The organism is Rhizobium mesoamericanum STM3625 (genome assembly GCF_000312665.1).
Taxonomy (GTDB): Bacteria; Pseudomonadota; Alphaproteobacteria; order Rhizobiales; family Rhizobiaceae; genus Rhizobium; species Rhizobium mesoamericanum.
In genome coordinates this window covers 232,356-250,445 of the sequence record NZ_HF536772.1, presented here as the reverse complement: position 1 = coordinate 250,445, position 18,090 = coordinate 232,356, and the positions used below count along the sequence as shown (strand labels likewise).

The following is an 18,090-nucleotide window of genomic DNA, read 5'->3' as shown; positions in this document are numbered from 1 at the left end:
AAGGAATGAATTTGCAGGTTCTCGTTCGAGACAACAATGTCGATCAGGCACTCCGCGTCCTGAAAAAGAAAATGCAGCGGGAAGGTCTGTTCCGCGAGTTCAAGGCGCGCAGCGCTTACGAAAAACCGTCCGAGAAACGCGTCCGCGAGAAGGCCGAAGCCGTTCGCCGCCAGCGCAAGCTGGCGCGCAAGAAGCTTCAGCGTGAAGGTCTCCTCCCGGCTCCGAAGAAGGCAGTCCGTCCGGCCCGCTGAACTGCCATCTGGCAGGCTCCCGTGCAGATAGAGAGAGTGCAGATGACTTCAAAGAGCGAATTCTTCAATCCGGCCAAACTCTCGTCGCGGGATAAGGCTGCTGCCACCGACGCGACAGCGAGAGCCATCGTGGATGCAGAGGCCGCAGCTCGCGAAAAGAAAACGGAGAAACTGAGGGCGCTGCGCTTGCAGCAGGAAGCCGAAACACTACCGGTCGCCGCCCCCCCCAAGAAGCGGACGGCGTCCAAGTCCAGATCCTCTACTTAAAAACGGAAGCGTCCGGCGCGGTTCACGCCAATCTTGCTTCTCCCTCCTCAAGCAATGCAGAAGGCCGACATCGATCGGTGTCGAGCCATTTCCATTCTCGGCTTGCTTAGCCCATCGTCCGCATTCTTCCGCCGTGTCAAAACAAAAGCCGCTTCGCGTCGCAAAAGAAACGTTGTGCCGCTTTTGGATTTGCGATTTGTATGGCCGACGAGAAGGGACCTTTCCCCGAAGGAGATGAAGGCGGATGCGCAGATACTCGGTTTTTGCCGTGGCAAGGGAGGCCCTGAGGGGTCACAAGGGCTGGGAGAAGCAATGGACGTCGCCGGAACCGCGCGCTGAATACGACGTCATCATCATTGGTGGCGGCGGACATGGTCTGGGTGCGGCCTATTACCTCGCCAAGGAGCATGGCATCACCAATGTTGCGGTGCTGGAAAAAGGCTGGCTCGGAGGCGGCAACACGGGTCGCAACACGACCATCATCCGCTCGAACTATCTCTACGAAGAGAGCATGCACATCTACGAGCATTCGATGAAGCTCTGGGAGAACCTCTCGCAGGATCTCAACTACAATGTGATGTATTCGCCGCGCGGCGTAATGATGCTGTCGCATAATGTGCACGACCAGCAATCCTTCAAGCGACACATCCATGCCAACCGCCTCTACGGCATCGACAACGAATGGCTTACGCCGGAGCAGGCCAAGGCTTATTGTCCGCCGCTCGATATCTCCGCGAGCGCCCGCTACCCGATCAACGGGGCGGCGCTGCAGCGTCGCGGCGGCACGGCGCGCCACGACGCGGTCGCTTGGGGCTATGCCCGTGCAGCGTCCGACCGCGGTATCCACATCATCCAGAACTGCGAAGTGACTGGCATCCGCCGCGCGCCGGACGGGCGCGTCACCGGTGTCGAGACCAATCGCGGCTTTATCGGCGCGAAGAAGATCGGTGTTTCGGCAGCCGGCCATACGACGACGATCATGAAGATGGCTGACGTGCGTGTACCGCTGCAATCGAGCCCGCTGCAGGCACTGGTTTCGGAACCGTTGAAGCCGATCTTCCCCTGCGTCGTCATGTCGAACACGGTGCATGCCTACATCTCACAGTCCGACAAGGGCGAGCTCGTCATCGGCGCGGGCACAGACCAGTACAATTCCTACAGCCAGACCGGCGGCCTGCAGATCATCACGCATACGCTGGACGCAATCTGCGAGCTGTTCCCGATGTTCCGCCGCGTCAAGATGATGCGCCAGTGGGGTGGTATCGTCGACAACACGCCGGATCGTTCGGCGATCCAGTCGAAGACGCCTGTTCCAGGGCTCTACGTCAACTGTGGCTGGGGTACGGGTGGCTTCAAGGCGACGCCGGGCTCGGCCAATCTCTTCGCGCACCTCATCGCCCGCGACGAGGCGCACAAGTTCAATGCCGGCCTGACGCTGGACCGCTTCCGCACCGGCCGTCTGATCGACGAAGCCGCTGCTGCCGCCGTCGCGCACTGACACGAGGACACCATGCTTCTTATCTATTGCCCATACTGTCAGGAAGAGCGCTCCGAGCTCGAATTCCGAGGCGCCGGCGATGCCCATATCGCCCGCCCGACCAATATCGCGGAAATCTCCGACGAGGAGTTCGAGGAATATTTCTTCCTTCGCGACAACCCGAAGGGGCTGATCTTCGAACGCTGGCGCCACCAGTATGGATGCGGCCGTTTCTTCAATGCGGCGCGTGACACGATCAGCGACAAGTTTATCAAGACATACAAGGCAGGCGAGCCGAAGCCCACGATCGGCGAGGCCGCCGTTCCGCACGCTCCCGTCGAGACCTACGAACAGCTCGAAGGAGAGGCACAATGAGCGGCACCAACCGTATTGCAGGCAAGGGTCGCCTGACGCCGGCCAAAACCGCGCGCTTCACCTTCGATGGCAAGAGTTACACGGCGCTGGAAGGGGATACCGTCGCCTCGGCGCTGATCGCCAACAACATCCATCTCGTCGGCCGCTCGTTCAAGTATCACCGCCCGCGCGGCATCCTATCGGCTGGCGCAGAAGAGCCGAATGCGCTGATCGACGTTGCACGTGACAGCGCCCGCAAGCAGCCGAACGTGCGTGCCACGGTGCAGGAAGTCTTCGACGGCATGATCGTGCAGTCGCAGAACCGTTTCCCGTCGCTCTCGTTCGATATCGGCGCCATCAACAACCTGATGTCGCCCTTTTTTGCCGCAGGCTTTTACTACAAGACTTTCATGTGGCCGAAGGCGGCCTGGAAGCATGTTTACGAGCCGATGATCCGTCGTGCCGCCGGCCTCGGCGTTGCGCCGAAGGAAGCCGATCCGGATCACTATGCCAGCCGCTTTGCGCATTGCGACGTGCTGGTCGTCGGTGCCGGCGTTGCCGGTCTGTCGGCAGCGCTTGCCGCGGCTCAGGCCGGCGCCAAGGTGATCCTCTGCGACGAACAGGCGGAAGCCGGCGGCGCGCTCCGCTTCGACAGCGGCGTCAAGATCGACGGTCTCGACGGTTACGAGTGGGCACAAAAGACGGTTGCTCGCCTGAAGGCGATGAAGAACGTGCAGGTTCTCACCCGAACCACTGCTTTCGGCTATTACAATCACAACTTCGTCGGTCTCGCCGAGCGCGTCACTGATCATGTCGCGAACCCGAGCCGCCATCTGCCGCGCGAGCGGCTCTGGCAGCTGCGTGCAAAGCGCGTCATCCTCGCCAATGGTGCTATCGAACGTCATATGGTGTTCCCGAACAACGACCGTCCGGGCATCATGCTGGCATCGGCCGCGCGCATGTATCTCAACCAGTACGGCGTTGCCGTCGGCCAGAAGGTCGGCGTCTACACAGCGCATGACTCGGCCTATGAGGCCGCTTTCGAGCTGAAGCGTGCCGGTGTCGAGATCGCGGCCATCATCGATTGCCGACAGACGCCGGGCGCTGCCGTTCTGGCGGAAGCCCGTTCGCTCGGCATCGACGTTCTCGCCGGTCAGTCCGTCGTCAACACTACTGGCAAGCTGCGCATCTCGTCGATGACAGTTGCCCGCAACGGCGGCGGCTCGCCGCGCAAGATTACGGTCGACGCGCTGCTGGTCTCGGCCGGCTGGACCCCGTCGGTGCACTTGTTCTCGCAGTCACGCGGGAAAGTGGCCTTCGAGCCGGAAACGCGGCGCTTCCTGCCCGGGACCTACGCGCAGGATTGCCTCTCGGTCGGCGCCTGCAACGGAACGGATGACCTGCAACAGACGATCGAGGAATCGCTGGCGGCAGGCGAGTTGATGGCGCAGGCAGCAGGCAAACCATCCGGCGGAAAGATCAGCATCTCAGCTGAGCAGGCGTATCAGTGGACCGGGGGCATGATCGGTGCTGCCGAAGGGGCGGGTCCGGAGACCAGTGCCAAGGCGTTCATCGATTTCCAGCATGACGTCTGCGCCAAGGATATCCGCCTTGCCGTGCGCGAAGGCATGCATTCGATCGAGCACATCAAGCGCTTCACTACAAACGGCATGGCGTCCGACCAAGGCAAGCTCTCGAATATGCATGGCCTGGCAATCGCGGCCGAAATGCTCGGCAAGGAGATCCCGCAGGTCGGTCTCACCACCTTCCGCGCGCCCTATACGCCCGTCACCTACGGCACGCTGATCAGCCACTCGCGCGGCGAGTTGTTCGACCCGACGCGCAAGACGCCGTTGCACCAGTGGGAAGAAGCCCATGGCGCGGTGTTTGAGGACGTCGGCAATTGGAAGCGTGCCTGGTTCTATCCGCGTGCCGGCGAGACGATGCATCAGGCGGTCGCCCGCGAATGCAAGACGGCGCGCGAAGTCGCCGGCGTGTTCGACGCCTCGACGCTCGGAAAGATCGAGGTCGTCGGTCCCGATGCCGCCGAGTTCATGAACCTGATGTACACCAACGCATGGGACACACTGAAGCCAGGAAAGTGTCGCTATGGCATCATGACGCGCGAGGACGGCTTCGTCTACGACGACGGCGTGGTCGGGCGTCTGGCCGATGATCGCTTCCACGTGACGACGACGACGGGCGGGGCGCCGCGCGTTCTCCACCACATGGAAGACTATCTGCAGACAGAATTCCCGCATCTGAAAGTGTGGCTGACTTCGGTGACGGAGCAATGGGCTGTCATCGCGGTACAGGGTCCGAAGGCGCGCGAGATCATCGCGCCGCTGGTTGAAGGCGTCGATATTTCCAACGGAGCCTTCCCGCACATGAGCGTTGCCGAGTGCACGGTGATGGGGGTGCCGGCGCGGCTGTTCCGCGTGTCGTTCACCGGTGAAGTCGGCTTCGAAATCAACGTGCCGGCCGATTACGGCCAGTCGGTTCTTGAGGCGGTCTGGGCCAATGCAGCGCCGCTCGGCGCCTGTGTCTACGGCACCGAGACGATGCACGTCCTTCGCGCCGAGAAAGGCTATATCATAGTCGGCCAGGATACGGACGGTACCGTCACACCTGCCGACGCCGGTCTTTCCTGGGCGGTCTCCAAGAAGAAGACGGATTTCGTCGGTATTCGCGGGCTGAAGCGCCCGGATCTGGTGAAGGAAGGCCGCAAACAGCTTGTCGGCCTCGTCACCAAGGATCCGAACCTCGTACTCGAGGAGGGTGCGCAGATCGTTGCCGACCCAAATGAGCCTAAGCCGATGACGATGCTTGGCCACGTGACCTCCTCCTATTGGTCAGAAAATCTCGGGCGATCGATCGCCTTCGCGTTGGTTGCTGACGGTCGAAAGCGAATGGGCGAGACACTCTACGTGCCAATGCCGGACAAGACGATCGCCGTCGAGGTGACTGACATGGTGTTCTTTGACAAGGAAGGAGGCCGCATCAATGGCTGATACGGCAGTTCGCAAGTCGGTGCTTTCCGGTCGTCACGGCGGCTCGGCCACGGTGCGGCTGACGCCGGCACCAGCGGCGACCCGCGTGGCGCTTCGCGCACCACGGGAGTCGCTCAAGGCTCTTTCCTCCGCGCTTGGTCTAACGGTCCCGGCTTCCCCGAAGACGTCAGGCCGTAAGGGTGGCCGTGCCGCCCTCTGGCTCGGCCCGGATGAATGGCTCGTCATAGACGAGTCCGGCGCAGACTTAATGGGTGCGCTCGCGAAATCAGGCGTGCTGCATTCGGCAACCGACGTCTCGCATCGCAATGTCGCCGTCATCGTCTCCGGCCCCGGGGCCGAGGCGACAATTTCCGCGGGTTGCCCGCAGGATCTGTCGCTTGAGGTCTTCCCTGTCGGCGCCTGCTCGCGCTCGATTTTCGGAAAGGCCGAGATCGTGCTCTTCCGCACCGAGGACGATACGTTTCGCGTCGAGTGCTGGCGTTCGTTTGCCGATTTCGTTTTCGGCCTCCTGGCCGAGGGCGCGGAAGACGCGGCGCAGTAAGCGCCGTTAGCCTGCGATTGTCGATCGGGGATGGTGCTATTGCGCCGTCCTCGGGCGGGTGCAAGTTGCAGGACCATTGTCATTCGTGCCATCATCCGGCGGGGGCGGGCGGTCCGTAGCCGAGCCTAGTCGCAACGAATGAGGTGGCATCGATGATGTTGCATCACGTTTCCATTGTCGTCACGGATATCGACCGTTCGGTCGCGTTCTATCGCAATGTCTTCGATCTCGAACAAATCGAGAGGCCGCCGTTCAGCACTATTGGAGCGTGGTTCGCCTGCGGGGCGCTGCAGGTCCACCTCATCGTCAATCCGACCGGGACCTTCCGGCGCGCAGCCACAATAGACACAGCGGACGGTCATTTCGCCTTTCGCACCGATGACTTTGAAGGATGCATCCGAGGGCTGATCGCGAAGGGTTTTCGCGAGGACGCGCCAGAGGGCGATCCCTGGCGGTTGCGTCTGAGGCGCGACGGGCCGGCGGGTTTTCCGCAAGCCTACCTGCTCGATCCTGATCGCAACATTGTCGAGATCAACGGTGCGCACTAGCGGCGCTGCGGATGGCCGCTTCTAAAAGTCGATGCGTATGCGCTAGACGTCGTCCGGTCGATCCTTCGGGTCAAACTGGATGATGGTGGTCCAGCGTGCGGTCAATGCCGGCTTTTTCTCGTTCTCGATCTCGATCGAGACCTCATAGGTAGTCATCAACATGCCGGCGCCACGGAAGCGGGCTTCGGAAAGCACGAAGTGGCCACGGATGCGTGCGCCTGATTTGACGGGCGACAGGAAGCGGACGTTCTCAAAGCCGTAGTTGATGCCCATCGTCTGCTCGCGAACCTTGGGCAGGCTGTTGTAGTTCATCGCCGAGAGCAGCGAGAGGGTAAGAAAGCCGTGGGCGATGGTGCCGCCGAACGGGCTCGCGGCGGCGCGCTCCGGGTCGACGTGGATGAACTGATGATCGTTGGTTGCATGCGCAAAGGCATCGATCATTGCCTGATCAACGAGAATCCAGTCCGAGAGGCCGGTTTCGGTGCCTACAAGCCCACGCACATCCGCGAGCGAAATTTCCTTGACCATTGATTCCTCGTGAGAAAGCGGCTGCGCAAGCCTTACAATGGGATTGTGACGATTGCGACAAGGAATTGCAGGCGGGAAGCCGCCAGATCAACCTTCGAGATAGAAAGCGACCGAACGGCGCGGCACGATTGCGGAAATTGCCGATTTTCCCGGCGCATCGCCGGCAAGGAGCTGCCATGTAGCCGAGCCGGGCAATGCAAAGATCTCCTCGCCGCCCGAGCGATTGAACAGCACAGCTAGCCGTGTCATCTCGCCGCTTTGGCCATCGCGCGTCGAAAGCACCATTCCAAGTGTGGAGAATTTTGGCGTCTCCCATTCCTGCGTACTCATCGGCTCGCCGGATGGCGATATCCATTGGATATCGCCATCGCCACCGAAGAAGCCCATTTCAGTAAAAACGGAGAAGCGCTTGCGCAGGCCGGAGCAGAAGGCGGTGTGGGCGATGAGTTCATCGTCGAGCGCCGCCCAGTCGACCCAGGTGATCTCATTGTCCTGACAATAGGCGTTGTTGTTGCCGTGCTGAGTGCGGCCGCCCTCGTCGCCGGCCGTCAGCATGATGCTGCCGCGGCTGGCAAAGAGCGTGGAAAGCAGTGCCTTCAGATCGTCGCGGCGCTTGCGAATGATGCCCGGAAAGCGGGTTTCGCCTTCGGCGCCGTTATTCCACGAGTGGTTCTCGTTGTGGCCGTCGCGGTTCTGTTCGCCGTTCGCTTCGTTGTGCTTGCCGCTGTAGGATACGACATCCCTAAGCGTGAAGCCGTCATGGGCGGCGAGGAAGTTGACGCTGCGCGTTCCCGTGCCGTTGTTGCGCGAGAAGATGTCGGAGGAACCTGCGAGAGCTGTCGCCAGCGTGCCAGTCTTGTGATCGTCGCCGCGCCAGTAACACCTGACGTCGTCACGGACTCGGTCGTTCCATTCGAGGAAGGGTGCCGGGAAATTGCCGAGTTGATAGCCGCCAGGGCCGATGTCCCAAGGTTCGGCGATCATAACGCGGTCCTTGAGTACTTCGTCGGTGAGCATTGCCTTAAGCGTTTCCGCGTGTGTTTCGAAGCCGGTTGCGGTGCGGCCAAGGACCGGGGCGAGGTCGAAGCGGAAGCCGTCGATCGCGGCGCCGAGCACGAAATGGCGCAGGCTGTCGATGATCAGCTGCCTGACATAGGGGTGATCGCAGGCGACGGTGTTGCCCGTTCCGGTATCATTGACCAGTTCGCCAGGCCGGCCGGGGAGATGGCGATAGAGGGAGAGGTTGTCGAGGCCGCGCAGTGACAGCGTCGTGCCGAAGCGGTCGCTCTCGCCCGTGTGATTGAAGACGAGGTCGAGAATGAGGGCAATGCCCTCGGCATGAAGCTTCGCCACAGTGTCGCGCAGCTCCGCCATACCGCCGGGCACTAGCCGCGGATCGAGCGCCATGAAGGCGATCGGATTGTAGCCCCAGCTGTTTCTCAGCCCGAGAGGTGGCAAGTGGCGCTCGTCGATCCACGCCGTAATCGGCATGAGTTCGACCGCATCGACGCCAATGCGCTTAAGATGGGCAATCACCGAGGGATGCGCCAGAGCCTTGACCGTGCCACGTTGGGCTGCGGGAATATCCGGATGCAGCATGGTGAAAGACCGAACAGCAACCTCGTAGATGAAGCCGCCGGGTTTGAAGAGCGGCTTATCCGGCGCCACGTGGATGTCGCGCGTGACGATCGCTCTCGGCACGAGATGCTGCGTCTCAGCGCCGAAAGTGCCGAGCAACGGATCGTAGCGGAACGGACGATCGAGTTCCTTCGCGTAGGGATCAATCAGCAGCTTTGATGGATCGAACCACAGGCCGCTATCGGGTGCATAGACGCCGTGGGCGCGATAGCCATAGCGTGCGCCTTCCTTCAGTCCGTCGACGACGAGGCGATGCACATGGTCATCGCCTCGCTCCATCGGCAAGCGGGCTATTTCCTTGTCGTCGTCGCCGAACAGACACAACTCGATCTGTCCTGAATTGTGCGACCAGACGGCGAAATCAACGCCCGTCTCGACGATGATTGCTCCGCCCTGCCGAGGTTTGTTCGCCGCCATGCTGCTCCGGTCAGGTGATCACGGAAGGAGCATCGCGGCCTGTGCGGCTGCGGATATCCGCGATCGTCTCGGCGGCGGCAATAAGATCGGCGAGCGCTTGCTGCGTCTCTATATTGTGGCGGGTCGAATCCGGCTCGTATCGCTCAATATAGACGCGCAACGTGGCGCCCGACGTTCCAGTTCCCGAGAGGCGGAAGACGACGCGCGAGCCGCCTTCGAACAGGATGCGAATGCCCTGGTGCTCACTGACCGACTTGTCGACCGGATCGTGATAGGCGAAGTCATCTGCCTTCTCGACTTTCAGCGGACCGAAGCTCTGGCCCGGCAGAGAAGCCAGCTGGCTGCGCAGGTTTGCCATCAGGCCATTTGCGGCGTCTGTGTCGACGCCTTCATAGTCGTGGCGCGAATAGTAGTTGCGGCCATAGGTCTGCCAATGCTGGGTGACGATGTCCTGGACGCTCTCGCCCCGCACGGCCAGAATGTTCAACCACAGCAGAACCGCCCAGAGGCCGTCCTTCTCGCGCACGTGGTTGGACCCGGTGCCAGCGCTTTCCTCGCCGCAGATCGTTGCCATGCCGGCATCGAGCAGGTTGCCGAAGAACTTCCAGCCGGTCGGCGTTTCGTACATGCCGATACCGCGACGCTCGGCGACGCGATCGGCGGCACCTGAGGTCGGCATGGAGCGGGCGATGCCGGCAAGGCCGCCGGAATAGCCAGGCGCCAGATTGGCGTTGGCGGCGAGGATCGCGAGGCTGTCGGAAGGCGTCACGAAGATGCCCTTGCCGATGATGAGGTTGCGGTCGCCGTCGCCGTCGGATGCGGCGCCGAAATCGGGCGCGTCGTCGCCCATCATCTCGTCGTAAAGTTCCTTGCAGTGGACCGGGTTCGGGTCCGGATGGTGGCCGCCGAAGTCCGGCAGCGGCATGAAGTTGCGAACCGAGCCGGATGGAGCGCCGAGCCGGTTTTCGAAGATCTCCTTGGCATAGGGGCCGGTAACCGCGCTCATCGCATCGAATGCCATGCGGAAGCCAAGGCTGATGAGGTTGCGGATCGCAGGGAAGTCAAACAGCTCTTCCATGAGTGCCGTATAGTCTTCCACCGAATCGAGCACCGAAAGAATCATGCCGCCAGGCAGCTCGTCCTTGCCGATGCGGTCGAGATTCACATCCGGGAAATCGGCGATCTTGTAGGTGTCGATCACCTTCGTGCGCGCGTAGATCGCGTCGGTTATCTTTTCCGGCGCCGGGCCGCCGTTGCCAATGTTGTACTTGATGCCGAAATCTTCGGTTGGTCCGCCGGGGTTATGGCTGGCCGAGAGAATGATGCCGCCGAAGGCCTTGTATTTGCGGATGATGTGGGAGGCTGCCGGGGTAGACAGGATGCCGCCCTTGCCGACGATCACCTTGCCGAAGCCATTGGCGGCGGCCATCTTGATCGCCTTTTGAATGACTTCCCTGTTATAGTATCGCCCGTCGCCGCCGATGACGAGACACTTGCCGTGGAATCCTTCCAGCGAATCGAAGATCGACTGGATGAAGTTCTCGGCATAGTTCGGCTGCTGGAATACCGGAACCTTCTTTCGCAGGCCGGAGGTACCGGGCTTCTGATCCTGGTAGGGCGTAGTGGATACGGATTTTATCATTTTCTCTCACTTGCCTTTAGGGGCGAGGCTTGAATAGAGGGCGGCATAGCGCTCGGCGCTCTTCTCCCACGAAACATCCGATTTCATGCCCTGCTTTTGCAATTGGGTCCAGACTTTTTGATCGGCATAGAGATGTAGCGCGCGGCGCACCGCCTGCAACAGACCGGATGGGGTTACAGGCGAGAATTGTATCCCGGTTGCCACTTTCGCCGCAAGCGCGGCATGGTTGGCGTCGATAACGGTGTCGTTCAACCCGCCGGTGCGGGCAACGATGGGCACGCATCCATAGCGTAATCCGTATAGCTGGGTCAGGCCGCAGGGTTCGAATCTGGACGGGATGATGATGGCGTCGCAGCCCGCTTGCATGAGATGCGACATCGGCTCGTTGTAGCCGATGGAAACGCCGATCCGCCCAGGGTGACGGGCGGCGGCGGCAAGCAACGAACCTTCGAGCGCTGCATCTCCAGAACCCAGGATGGCAAGCTTGCCGCCCATGTCGACGATCTGATCAGCCGTGGCGGCGATGACGTCCATCCCCTTCTGCCAGGTGAGCCGGCTGATGATGCAGAAGATCGGCGCATTGTCGTTGTGCAGTCCGAAGAACTCCGCGACCGAGGTGCGGTTTTCGACGCGGTTTTTCAGCGTGGTGCCGTTGTAGTGGGTGTGAACCACGGGATCAGTCGATGGGTTCCAAACGTCAACATCGATGCCGTTGACAATGCCGTGCAGCGAATCAATCCGGCTTGCGATGACGCCCTGAAGTCCCATGCCGAACTCGGGAGTCAGTATCTCGCCGGCATAGGAAGGGCTGACGGTGGTGATGGCATGGGCGCTCTGCAGGCCTCCCTTGAGGAAGCCGATATTGCCGTAATATTCGATGCTTTCCGTTGCGAAGGCATGCGGGGGCAGACGAAGGCCGGGGAAGATATCAGCGCCAAACTGCCCCTGGAACGCGATGTTATGGATCGTCAGCACGCTCGGCAGTTCCGGCGTTGGATTATAGCGCATATAGACCGAGGTCATCGCCGATTGCCAATCATGTGTATGCACGATGTCGGGTCGCCAGCCCGGCATCAAGCCCGCGGCAATCTCGGCGCCGGCCAAAGACAACGCTGCGAAACGGCGCCAATTGTCGGGATAGTCTCTTCCCGTCGCGTCGAGGTAAGGCCCGCCTGACCGGTCGTAATAGGCCGGGGCGTCGAGCACGAGCATGCTTATGCCGGCATGTTCCACCTCCAGGATCGTGGCCGGCTCGCCAAGCAGATCGTCGAATTGAAGTCTGACGACGGGATTGCGGATCGCTTTCATGACGGCAGGATAACCGGGCATGAGTGTCTTGGTTTCTACGCCGAAACGTTCGAGCGCGATCGGCAGGGCGCCCGCAACATCGGCGAGGCCCCCTGTCTTAATAAGCGGGAAGACTTCGGACGAAACCGAAAGAACTTTCATTGATCACTGACCCAGCTTGTCAATCATTGGTTGGGTGATGAGGCAAATTCCGCTTTCGGTGCGCCGGAAGCGCTTGGCATCAAGAACTGGGTCCTCGCCGACGATAAGGCCCTCGGGAATAACCACGCCATGGTCGATCACCACATTCTTGAGCTGCGCATGCCGGCCGATCTTTACGCTTGGCAGGACGACCGCTCCCTCCAGCTTGGAATAGGAGTTGGCGCGCACGCCGGTAAACAGGAGGCTCTTGTTGAGGGTCGCGCCCGAGATGATGCAGTCGCCCGCCACGACGGAGGACGTGGCGGAGCCACGGCGGTTTTCGTCGTCATGGACAAACTTTGCCGGCGGCGAAATTTCGGCATAGGTCCAGATAGGCCAGGACTTGTCATAGATATCCAATTCCGGAACGACCGCGGTCAGGTCGATGTTGGCTTGCCAATAAGCATCGATCGTTCCGACGTCGCGCCAGTAGGGCTCGTGTTCGAAATCGGAGCGGACGCAGGATTGCGCGAAGCGATGAGCAACGGCCTTACCATTCTTCACGATGTGAGGGATGATGTCCTTGCCGAAATCCTTGCTGGAGTTCGGGTCAGCCGCATCGCGGCGCAGCGCATCGATCAGAAACTTCGTGTGGAACACATAAATGCCCATCGAGGCCAGGGCAAAATCGGGCTTGTCCGGGATGCCCGGCGGATCGGCGGGCTTTTCGACGAAGTCGATGATCCGGTCGGTATTGTCGACATGCATGACGCCGAAGCCCACGGCCTCCATGCGCGGCACTTCCAGGCAGCCGATCGTCACGTCGGCGCCGGAATCGACGTGCTGCTGCAGCATCCATTCATAGTCCATCTTGTAGACGTGGTCACCCGCGAGGATGACCATATATTCCGGGCCGTAGGGCTCGATGATGTCGATGTTCTGGTAGACCGCGTCGGCGGTGCCTTCGTACCATTGCGTCTCCGAGACACGCTGGGAAGCCGGCAGAATGTCGAAGCTTTCGTTTCGCTCCGGACGGAAGAAGTTCCAGCCACGCTGCATGTGGCGGATCAGCGAGTGTGCCTTATACTGGGTGGCAACGCCAATGCGGCGAATGCCCGAGTTCAACGCGTTCGACAAGGCGAAGTCGATGATGCGGGTCTTACCGCCGAAGTAGACCGCCGGCTTGGCGCGGCGATCGGTGAGCTCTTTTAGGCGGCTTCCCCGACCGCCGGCGAGAACATAGGCCATTGCGTCGCGGGCAAGTGGCTGAACACGTTTTTCTACCATTTTTATCCTCCCACCAGTCTTCAGATCTCAGGTTCAAGCATAATCGTCGCCAGCGGCGGCAAGGTGATCGATGCGGCGATGCTGCCGCCGGCGTTGACGGCCTGAACGCGGCCGCCATTGCCCTTGCCACTTCCACCATAGATGTCGGCATCGGTATTCAATATCTCGCGCCACCGCCCCTCGATCGGCAGGCGCACCGTGTAGTTCTCACGGTAGACCGGCGTAAGATTGCAGATGACGGCGACCGGTTTCTCACCAGGCGCCTTGCGGATCCAGGCGAAGACCGAATTTTCGTTGTCGTCGGCGATCAGCCACTCGAAGCCATCACCCTCACAGTCGCGAGCGTGCAGGGCTGGCTTGCTGCGATAAGTGAAGTTGAGGTCGCGCACTAGCCGGCGCATTCCCTCGTGCATACGATACTGCAGCAGGTTCCAGTCGAGCCCCTTCGCCTCGCTCCACTCGGCCCATTGGGCGAATTCCTGGCCCATGAAGAGCAGCTTCTTGCCTGGATAGCCCCACATGAAAGCGTAGTAGGCGCGCAGGTTGGCGAATTTCTGCCAGTCGTCGCCCGGCATCTTGGCGATCAGCGAGCCCTTTCCATGCACCACCTCGTCATGGGAGAGCGGCAGCACGAAGTTTTCCGAATAGGCGTAGAGCAGACCGAAGGTCAGCTCATTGTGATGATGTTTCCTATGGATCGGCTCGCGGCGCATGTAGCTTAACGTGTCGTGCATGAAGCCCATGTTCCACTTGAAGCCGAAGCCGAGACCGCCTTCGTGCACCGGCTGCGACACCTTCGGCCATGAAGTCGATTCCTCGGCGATGGTCATGACGCCGGGATGCTCTGCGTAGATGCGGGTATTCATGTTCTGCAGGAAGCGGACCGCTTCCAGGTTCTCGTTGCCGCCGTACTCGTTCGGGATCCATTCGCCATGCTTGCGGGAATAATCGAGGTAGAGCATCGAGGCGACTGCATCGACGCGCAGGCCATCGAGATGGAACTTCTCGGCCCAGTAGAGCGCATTGTTGATAAGATAGGAGACGACTTCCGTGCGCCCGAAATTATAGATCGCCGTATTCCAGTCGGGGTGGAAGCCCTGGCGTGGATCGGCATGCTCGTAGAGCGCTGTGCCGTCGAACCAGCCGAGACCGTGTTCGTCGGTCGGGAAATGGGCCGGCACCCAGTCGAGGATGACGCCGATGCCGACCTTGTGGCAGCCATTGACGAAACGGGCGAAACCCTCCGGCTCGCCGAAGCGTGCGGTCGGGGCATAGAGCCCGGTCGTCTGGTACCCCCAGGACGGATCGTAGGGGTGCTCGGTAATCGGAAGGAATTCGATATGGGTGAAGCCCATGTCCACGCAATAGGGAATCAGCCGAGCGGCCAGTTCGTCCCAGGAAAGAAACGTACCATCGTCACGCCGCTGCCAGGAGCCGGCATGAACCTCGTAGATCGATATCGGCTGGCGGCGCTTATCGGTTTCGCTCCAATGCTTTAAATGCGCTTCATCTTCCCACTCCTGCAGCAATTCAGGAGCCACGACCGAGGCGGTCTTCGGGCGCAGTTCGCTTCGGCGGGCGAATGGGTCGGCCTTCAGCGGTAGCAGAACGCCGTCGTGACCGCGGATTTCGAACTTGTAGCCGACACCCGTCGGAACGTCGGGGGCGAAGATCTCCCAGATGCCAGCGCTGGAGCGGAAGCGCATCACATGGCGACGACCATCCCAGCCATTGAAATCGCCGACGACGGAGACACGCTGGGCATTCGGCGCCCAGACGGCAAAATGGATGCCTTGCGCGCCCTCGTGCTTGATCCAATGCGCGCCCATCTTGTCGAAGAGGCGTAGGTGGGAGCCCTCCCGCACGTAATAGTCATCCATCGGTCCGAGGACCGGCCCGAAGCTGTATGGGTCCGTCACCGCCCATTCCGCGTCGCCGCGCCGCGCGCGGTAGCGCACCGGCTGCTGCTTGGTGAGCGAGACCTGACCGGCAAAAAAGCCCTCCGGATGCTGCTGCTTTAATTCGCCGATGACGCTGCCGTCGAGCGCCATTGCGGTCACCTCTTCTGCGCCCGGAATGAAGCACCGGGCAACATAGGCGCTGCCCGATTTGTGAACGCCGAGGATGGCGAAGGGGTTAGAATGCGAGCCTGCGAGGATTGCCGCTATCTCATCTGCCGAAATCTCCCAGGGAAGTCTGACTTCAGGGGTGGCTTTCGGCGCTTTCATCCAGCTCTCCAGATTTCCTTGGCGTATTGGCGGATCGTGCGGTCGGACGAGAACCAGCCCATCCGCGCTGTATTGCAGACCGCCTTCGCATTCCATGCGGATGGATCGGTCCAGAGCTGGTCGACATCGCGCTGGGCCTGGGCATAGGCATCGAAATCGGCCGCGACCATGAACCAGTCATGCGCATAAATGCCTTCAATCAGCGCTGCGTACCGGTTTCGGTCGTCGTGCGAGAAGACGCCGGAACTGATCGCCGACAACGCCTGAGACAGTTCACGCGATGCCTCGATGATGGCGCGGGGATTGTGTCCGTCGCCACGCGCCGCGGCGACTTCATCGGCGCGCAGGCCAAAAATGATGATGTTGTCCTCGCCGACATGATCGCGCATTTCAACATTGGCGCCGTCGAGCGTTCCGATCGTCAGGGCGCCGTTAAGCGCAAACTTCATGTTGCCGGTGCCGGATGCCTCCATGCCGGCCGTCGAGATCTGCTCGGACAGGTCGGCGGCAGGCACCATCACCTCGGCCAGCGAGACGTTGTAGTTCGGCACGAAGACGACTTTCAGCAGACCGCGGACAGCGGGGTCGTTGTTGATCGTGCGGGCGACGTCGTTGATCAGTTTGATGATCAGCTTGGCATTGTGATAACTCGGCGCAGCCTTACCAGCGAACAGCTTCACCCGCGGCACCCAGTCCAACTCCGGATGCGAGCGGATCTGGTCATAGAGGGCGACCGCCTCGATGACATTGAGCAGCTGGCGCTTGTATTCATGGATACGCTTGATCTGGATATCGAACATTGCCGACGGATCGAGCTTGATGCCCATGCGGCTGGCGACGAGATTGGACAGCGCCACCTTGTTGGCGCGCTTCACCGCCGCAAACTTCTCCTGGAAGCCTGCATCGTTGGCGAACTTGTCGAGCGGCTTCAGCTTTTCGGCGTCATCGAGGAAATCGTCGCCGATCGTTTCGCGGATCAGCGAGGTCAGGCCGGGATTGCACTGCTGTAGCCAGCGGCGCGGCGTGATCCCGTTCGTCTTGTTGTTGATGCGGTCGGGATAGAGCTTGTGCAGGTCGGCAAAGACCGTGACTTTCATCAGGTCTGTGTGGAGCGCCGAAACACCATTGATCGAATGGGCGCCGACGAAGGCGAGATTTCCCATGCGCACGCGCCGCTCGCCGCTTTCCTCGATCAGCGAAATCGAGCGGATTTCCGTCTCGGAGAAGGTCTTGGTCTTGCGCGCCTCGAGCAGCACCTTCGCGTTGATCGCGTAGATGATCTGCATGTGGCGCGGCAGCAGGCGCTCGAAAAGCGGGATCGGCCAGCTTTCCAGCGCTTCGGGAAGAAGCGTGTGGTTGGTGTATCCGATCGTGCCGCGAGTGATATCCCACGCCTGGTCGAAGTCGAGGCCGTGAACATCGCACAGCAGGCGCATGAGTTCGGCGATTGAGACGGCCGGATGCGTATCGTTCAGCTGGATCGCCACCTTGTCCGGCAGCGAGGTGAAATCGTCATACTGCTGCAGGTGACGGCGCAGGATGTCTTGCAGCGACGCAGAGGAGAAGAAGAACTCCTGGCGCAGGCGCAACTCCTGACCGGCCGGCGTTGCATCGGCCGGATAGAGAACGCGCGTCAGGCTCTCCGCTTTGTTGCTTTCGCGCAGCGCGCCGATATGGTCGCCGGCGTTGAAGGCATCGAGCAGGATCGGATCGATCGGCTGCGCCGACCAGAGACGCAGCGTGTTGACACGCCTGCCGCGCCAACCGACCACTGGCGTATCGAACGCGGCGGCAATCACCCGCTCGGCCGGTTTCCAGACGTAACGGGGCTCGCCCTCAGGGTTGTTGACGACATCCACTGTGCCGCCGAAGCCGATTTCATAAGCGCTTTCGCGACGCTCGAACTCCCAGGGATTGCCATGCGCCAGCCAGCTTTCCGGCAGTTCCACCTGCCAGCCATCGGCGAGCTGCTGGCGGAAGAGGCCGTGTACGTAACGGATGCCGTAGCCATAGGCAGGAACGTCGACGGTCGCCATGCTTTCCATGAAACAGGCGGCGAGCCGGCCAAGGCCGCCGTTGCCGAGGGCGGCATCGGGCTCAAGGCCGGCAATGACCGAAACATCGACGCCGAGCGAGGCGAGCGCATCGCGGACCTGTTCCATCAGGCCAAGATTCGAGACGGCGTCGCGCATCAGACGGCCGATGAGGAATTCGAGCGACAAGTAGTAAACGCGCTTGTCGCCCGTCGCATAGACCTTGCGGGTCGACTCCATCCACTTGTCGATGATGCGGTCGCGAATGACAAGGATCGTGGCCGTCAACCAGTCGTGCGGCTTGGCAACCTTCGCATCCTTGCCGATGCGATAGGTCAGGCGTTCGATGATTTCTTCGGCGAGAATTTCCGGCTTGGAACTGCGCGGGGCGGGGGAAGGGATGGTCGGCTTCGAAACGGTGTTCATCGTCAGTCCTCGCC

At 61.1% G+C, this 18,090-nt stretch carries 14 protein-coding genes; 7 read left to right on the top strand and 7 right to left on the bottom strand.

The features are described 5' to 3' along the window. Positions 1-11: 11 nt before the first annotated feature. The 7 genes from rpsU (at position 12) to BN77_RS01215 (ending at position 6,449) form a co-directional block, all read left to right on the top strand. Complete coding sequence (rpsU, locus tag BN77_RS01245; RefSeq protein WP_007527643.1) at positions 12-251, top strand: 30S ribosomal protein S21; 240 nt, start codon at positions 12-14, stop codon at positions 249-251. Between the two features lie 42 nt (positions 252-293). Beyond that, positions 294-518, top strand: coding sequence for a hypothetical protein (locus tag BN77_RS01240; RefSeq protein ID WP_007527641.1), 225 nt, complete (start codon positions 294-296; stop codon positions 516-518). Between the two features lie 244 nt (positions 519-762). Beyond that, entirely contained in the window at positions 763-2,016 is a 1,254-nt protein-coding gene (locus BN77_RS01235) for a sarcosine oxidase subunit beta family protein (RefSeq protein ID WP_007527639.1), read from the top strand. Positions 2,017-2,028: 12 nt separating this feature from the next. Next, positions 2,029-2,370: a sarcosine oxidase subunit delta gene (locus BN77_RS01230; protein ID WP_007527637.1), complete on the top strand. Its 342-nt coding sequence runs from the start codon at positions 2,029-2,031 to the stop codon at positions 2,368-2,370. Continuing rightward, positions 2,367-5,360, top strand: coding sequence for a sarcosine oxidase subunit alpha (locus BN77_RS01225; protein WP_007527635.1), 2,994 nt, complete (start codon positions 2,367-2,369; stop codon positions 5,358-5,360). The genes BN77_RS01230 and BN77_RS01225 overlap by 4 nt, the downstream gene beginning before the upstream one ends. Beyond that, a complete protein-coding gene (locus BN77_RS01220) occupies positions 5,353-5,901 on the top strand; it encodes a sarcosine oxidase subunit gamma (protein ID WP_007527633.1) in 549 nt (182 codons plus the stop codon). Before BN77_RS01225 ends, BN77_RS01220 begins: the two co-directional genes overlap by 8 nt. A gap of 152 nt (positions 5,902-6,053) precedes the next feature. Beyond that, complete coding sequence (locus BN77_RS01215) at positions 6,054-6,449, top strand: VOC family protein (protein ID WP_007527631.1); 396 nt, start codon at positions 6,054-6,056, stop codon at positions 6,447-6,449. Between the two features lie 42 nt (positions 6,450-6,491). Here the strand turns inward: BN77_RS01215 and BN77_RS01210 are convergent, their stop codons facing one another. The 7 genes from BN77_RS01210 to BN77_RS01180 form a co-directional block, all read right to left on the bottom strand. After that, complete coding sequence (locus BN77_RS01210; RefSeq protein WP_007527629.1) at positions 6,492-6,977, bottom strand: MaoC family dehydratase; 486 nt, start codon at positions 6,975-6,977, stop codon at positions 6,492-6,494. Between the two features lie 87 nt (positions 6,978-7,064). Continuing rightward, positions 7,065-9,032, bottom strand: coding sequence for a glycogen debranching protein GlgX (gene glgX, locus BN77_RS01205; RefSeq protein ID WP_007527627.1), 1,968 nt, complete (start codon positions 9,030-9,032; stop codon positions 7,065-7,067). A gap of 10 nt (positions 9,033-9,042) precedes the next feature. After that, positions 9,043-10,674, bottom strand: a complete 1,632-nt coding sequence (locus tag BN77_RS01200; RefSeq protein ID WP_007527624.1) for an alpha-D-glucose phosphate-specific phosphoglucomutase — start codon at positions 10,672-10,674, stop codon at positions 9,043-9,045. 6 nt (positions 10,675-10,680) lie between these two features. Then, positions 10,681-12,123 carry a glycogen synthase GlgA gene (gene glgA / locus BN77_RS01195; RefSeq protein ID WP_007527622.1) on the bottom strand — a complete coding sequence of 481 codons (1,443 nt, stop codon included), beginning with the start codon at positions 12,121-12,123 and terminating at the stop codon, positions 10,681-10,683. A 3-nt stretch (positions 12,124-12,126) separates the two neighbouring features. Then, positions 12,127-13,389, bottom strand: a complete 1,263-nt coding sequence (gene glgC / locus BN77_RS01190) for a glucose-1-phosphate adenylyltransferase (RefSeq protein WP_007527620.1) — start codon at positions 13,387-13,389, stop codon at positions 12,127-12,129. 20 nt (positions 13,390-13,409) lie between these two features. Beyond that, positions 13,410-15,617: a 1,4-alpha-glucan branching protein GlgB gene (gene glgB, locus BN77_RS01185; RefSeq protein ID WP_007527618.1), complete on the bottom strand. Its 2,208-nt coding sequence runs from the start codon at positions 15,615-15,617 to the stop codon at positions 13,410-13,412. Next, positions 15,614-18,076, bottom strand: a complete 2,463-nt coding sequence (locus tag BN77_RS01180) for a glycogen/starch/alpha-glucan phosphorylase (protein WP_007527616.1) — start codon at positions 18,074-18,076, stop codon at positions 15,614-15,616. The genes glgB and BN77_RS01180 overlap by 4 nt, the downstream gene beginning before the upstream one ends. Between the last annotated feature and the right edge of the window lie 14 nt (positions 18,077-18,090).

What these genes read in the sequence shown, in the direction of transcription:
- BN77_RS01240 (WP_007527641.1), top strand. Translation starts at nt 294, where the DNA reads ATGACTTCAAAGAGCGAATTCTTCAATCCGGCCAAACTCTCGTCGCGG.
- BN77_RS01235 (WP_007527639.1), top strand. Translation starts at nt 763, where the DNA reads ATGCGCAGATACTCGGTTTTTGCCGTGGCAAGGGAGGCCCTGAGGGGT.
- BN77_RS01230 (WP_007527637.1), top strand. Translation starts at nt 2,029, where the DNA reads ATGCTTCTTATCTATTGCCCATACTGTCAGGAAGAGCGCTCCGAGCTC.
- BN77_RS01225 (WP_007527635.1), top strand. Translation starts at nt 2,367, where the DNA reads ATGAGCGGCACCAACCGTATTGCAGGCAAGGGTCGCCTGACGCCGGCC.
- BN77_RS01220 (WP_007527633.1), top strand. Translation starts at nt 5,353, where the DNA reads ATGGCTGATACGGCAGTTCGCAAGTCGGTGCTTTCCGGTCGTCACGGC.
- BN77_RS01215 (WP_007527631.1), top strand. Translation starts at nt 6,054, where the DNA reads ATGATGTTGCATCACGTTTCCATTGTCGTCACGGATATCGACCGTTCG.
- BN77_RS01210 (WP_007527629.1), bottom strand. Translation starts at nt 6,977, where the DNA reads ATGGTCAAGGAAATTTCGCTCGCGGATGTGCGTGGGCTTGTAGGCACC.
- glgX (WP_007527627.1), bottom strand. Translation starts at nt 9,032, where the DNA reads ATGGCGGCGAACAAACCTCGGCAGGGCGGAGCAATCATCGTCGAGACG.
- BN77_RS01200 (WP_007527624.1), bottom strand. Translation starts at nt 10,674, where the DNA reads ATGATAAAATCCGTATCCACTACGCCCTACCAGGATCAGAAGCCCGGT.
- glgA (WP_007527622.1), bottom strand. Translation starts at nt 12,123, where the DNA reads ATGAAAGTTCTTTCGGTTTCGTCCGAAGTCTTCCCGCTTATTAAGACA.
- glgC (WP_007527620.1), bottom strand. Translation starts at nt 13,389, where the DNA reads ATGGTAGAAAAACGTGTTCAGCCACTTGCCCGCGACGCAATGGCCTAT.
- glgB (WP_007527618.1), bottom strand. Translation starts at nt 15,617, where the DNA reads ATGAAAGCGCCGAAAGCCACCCCTGAAGTCAGACTTCCCTGGGAGATT.
- BN77_RS01180 (WP_007527616.1), bottom strand. Translation starts at nt 18,076, where the DNA reads ATGAACACCGTTTCGAAGCCGACCATCCCTTCCCCCGCCCCGCGCAGT.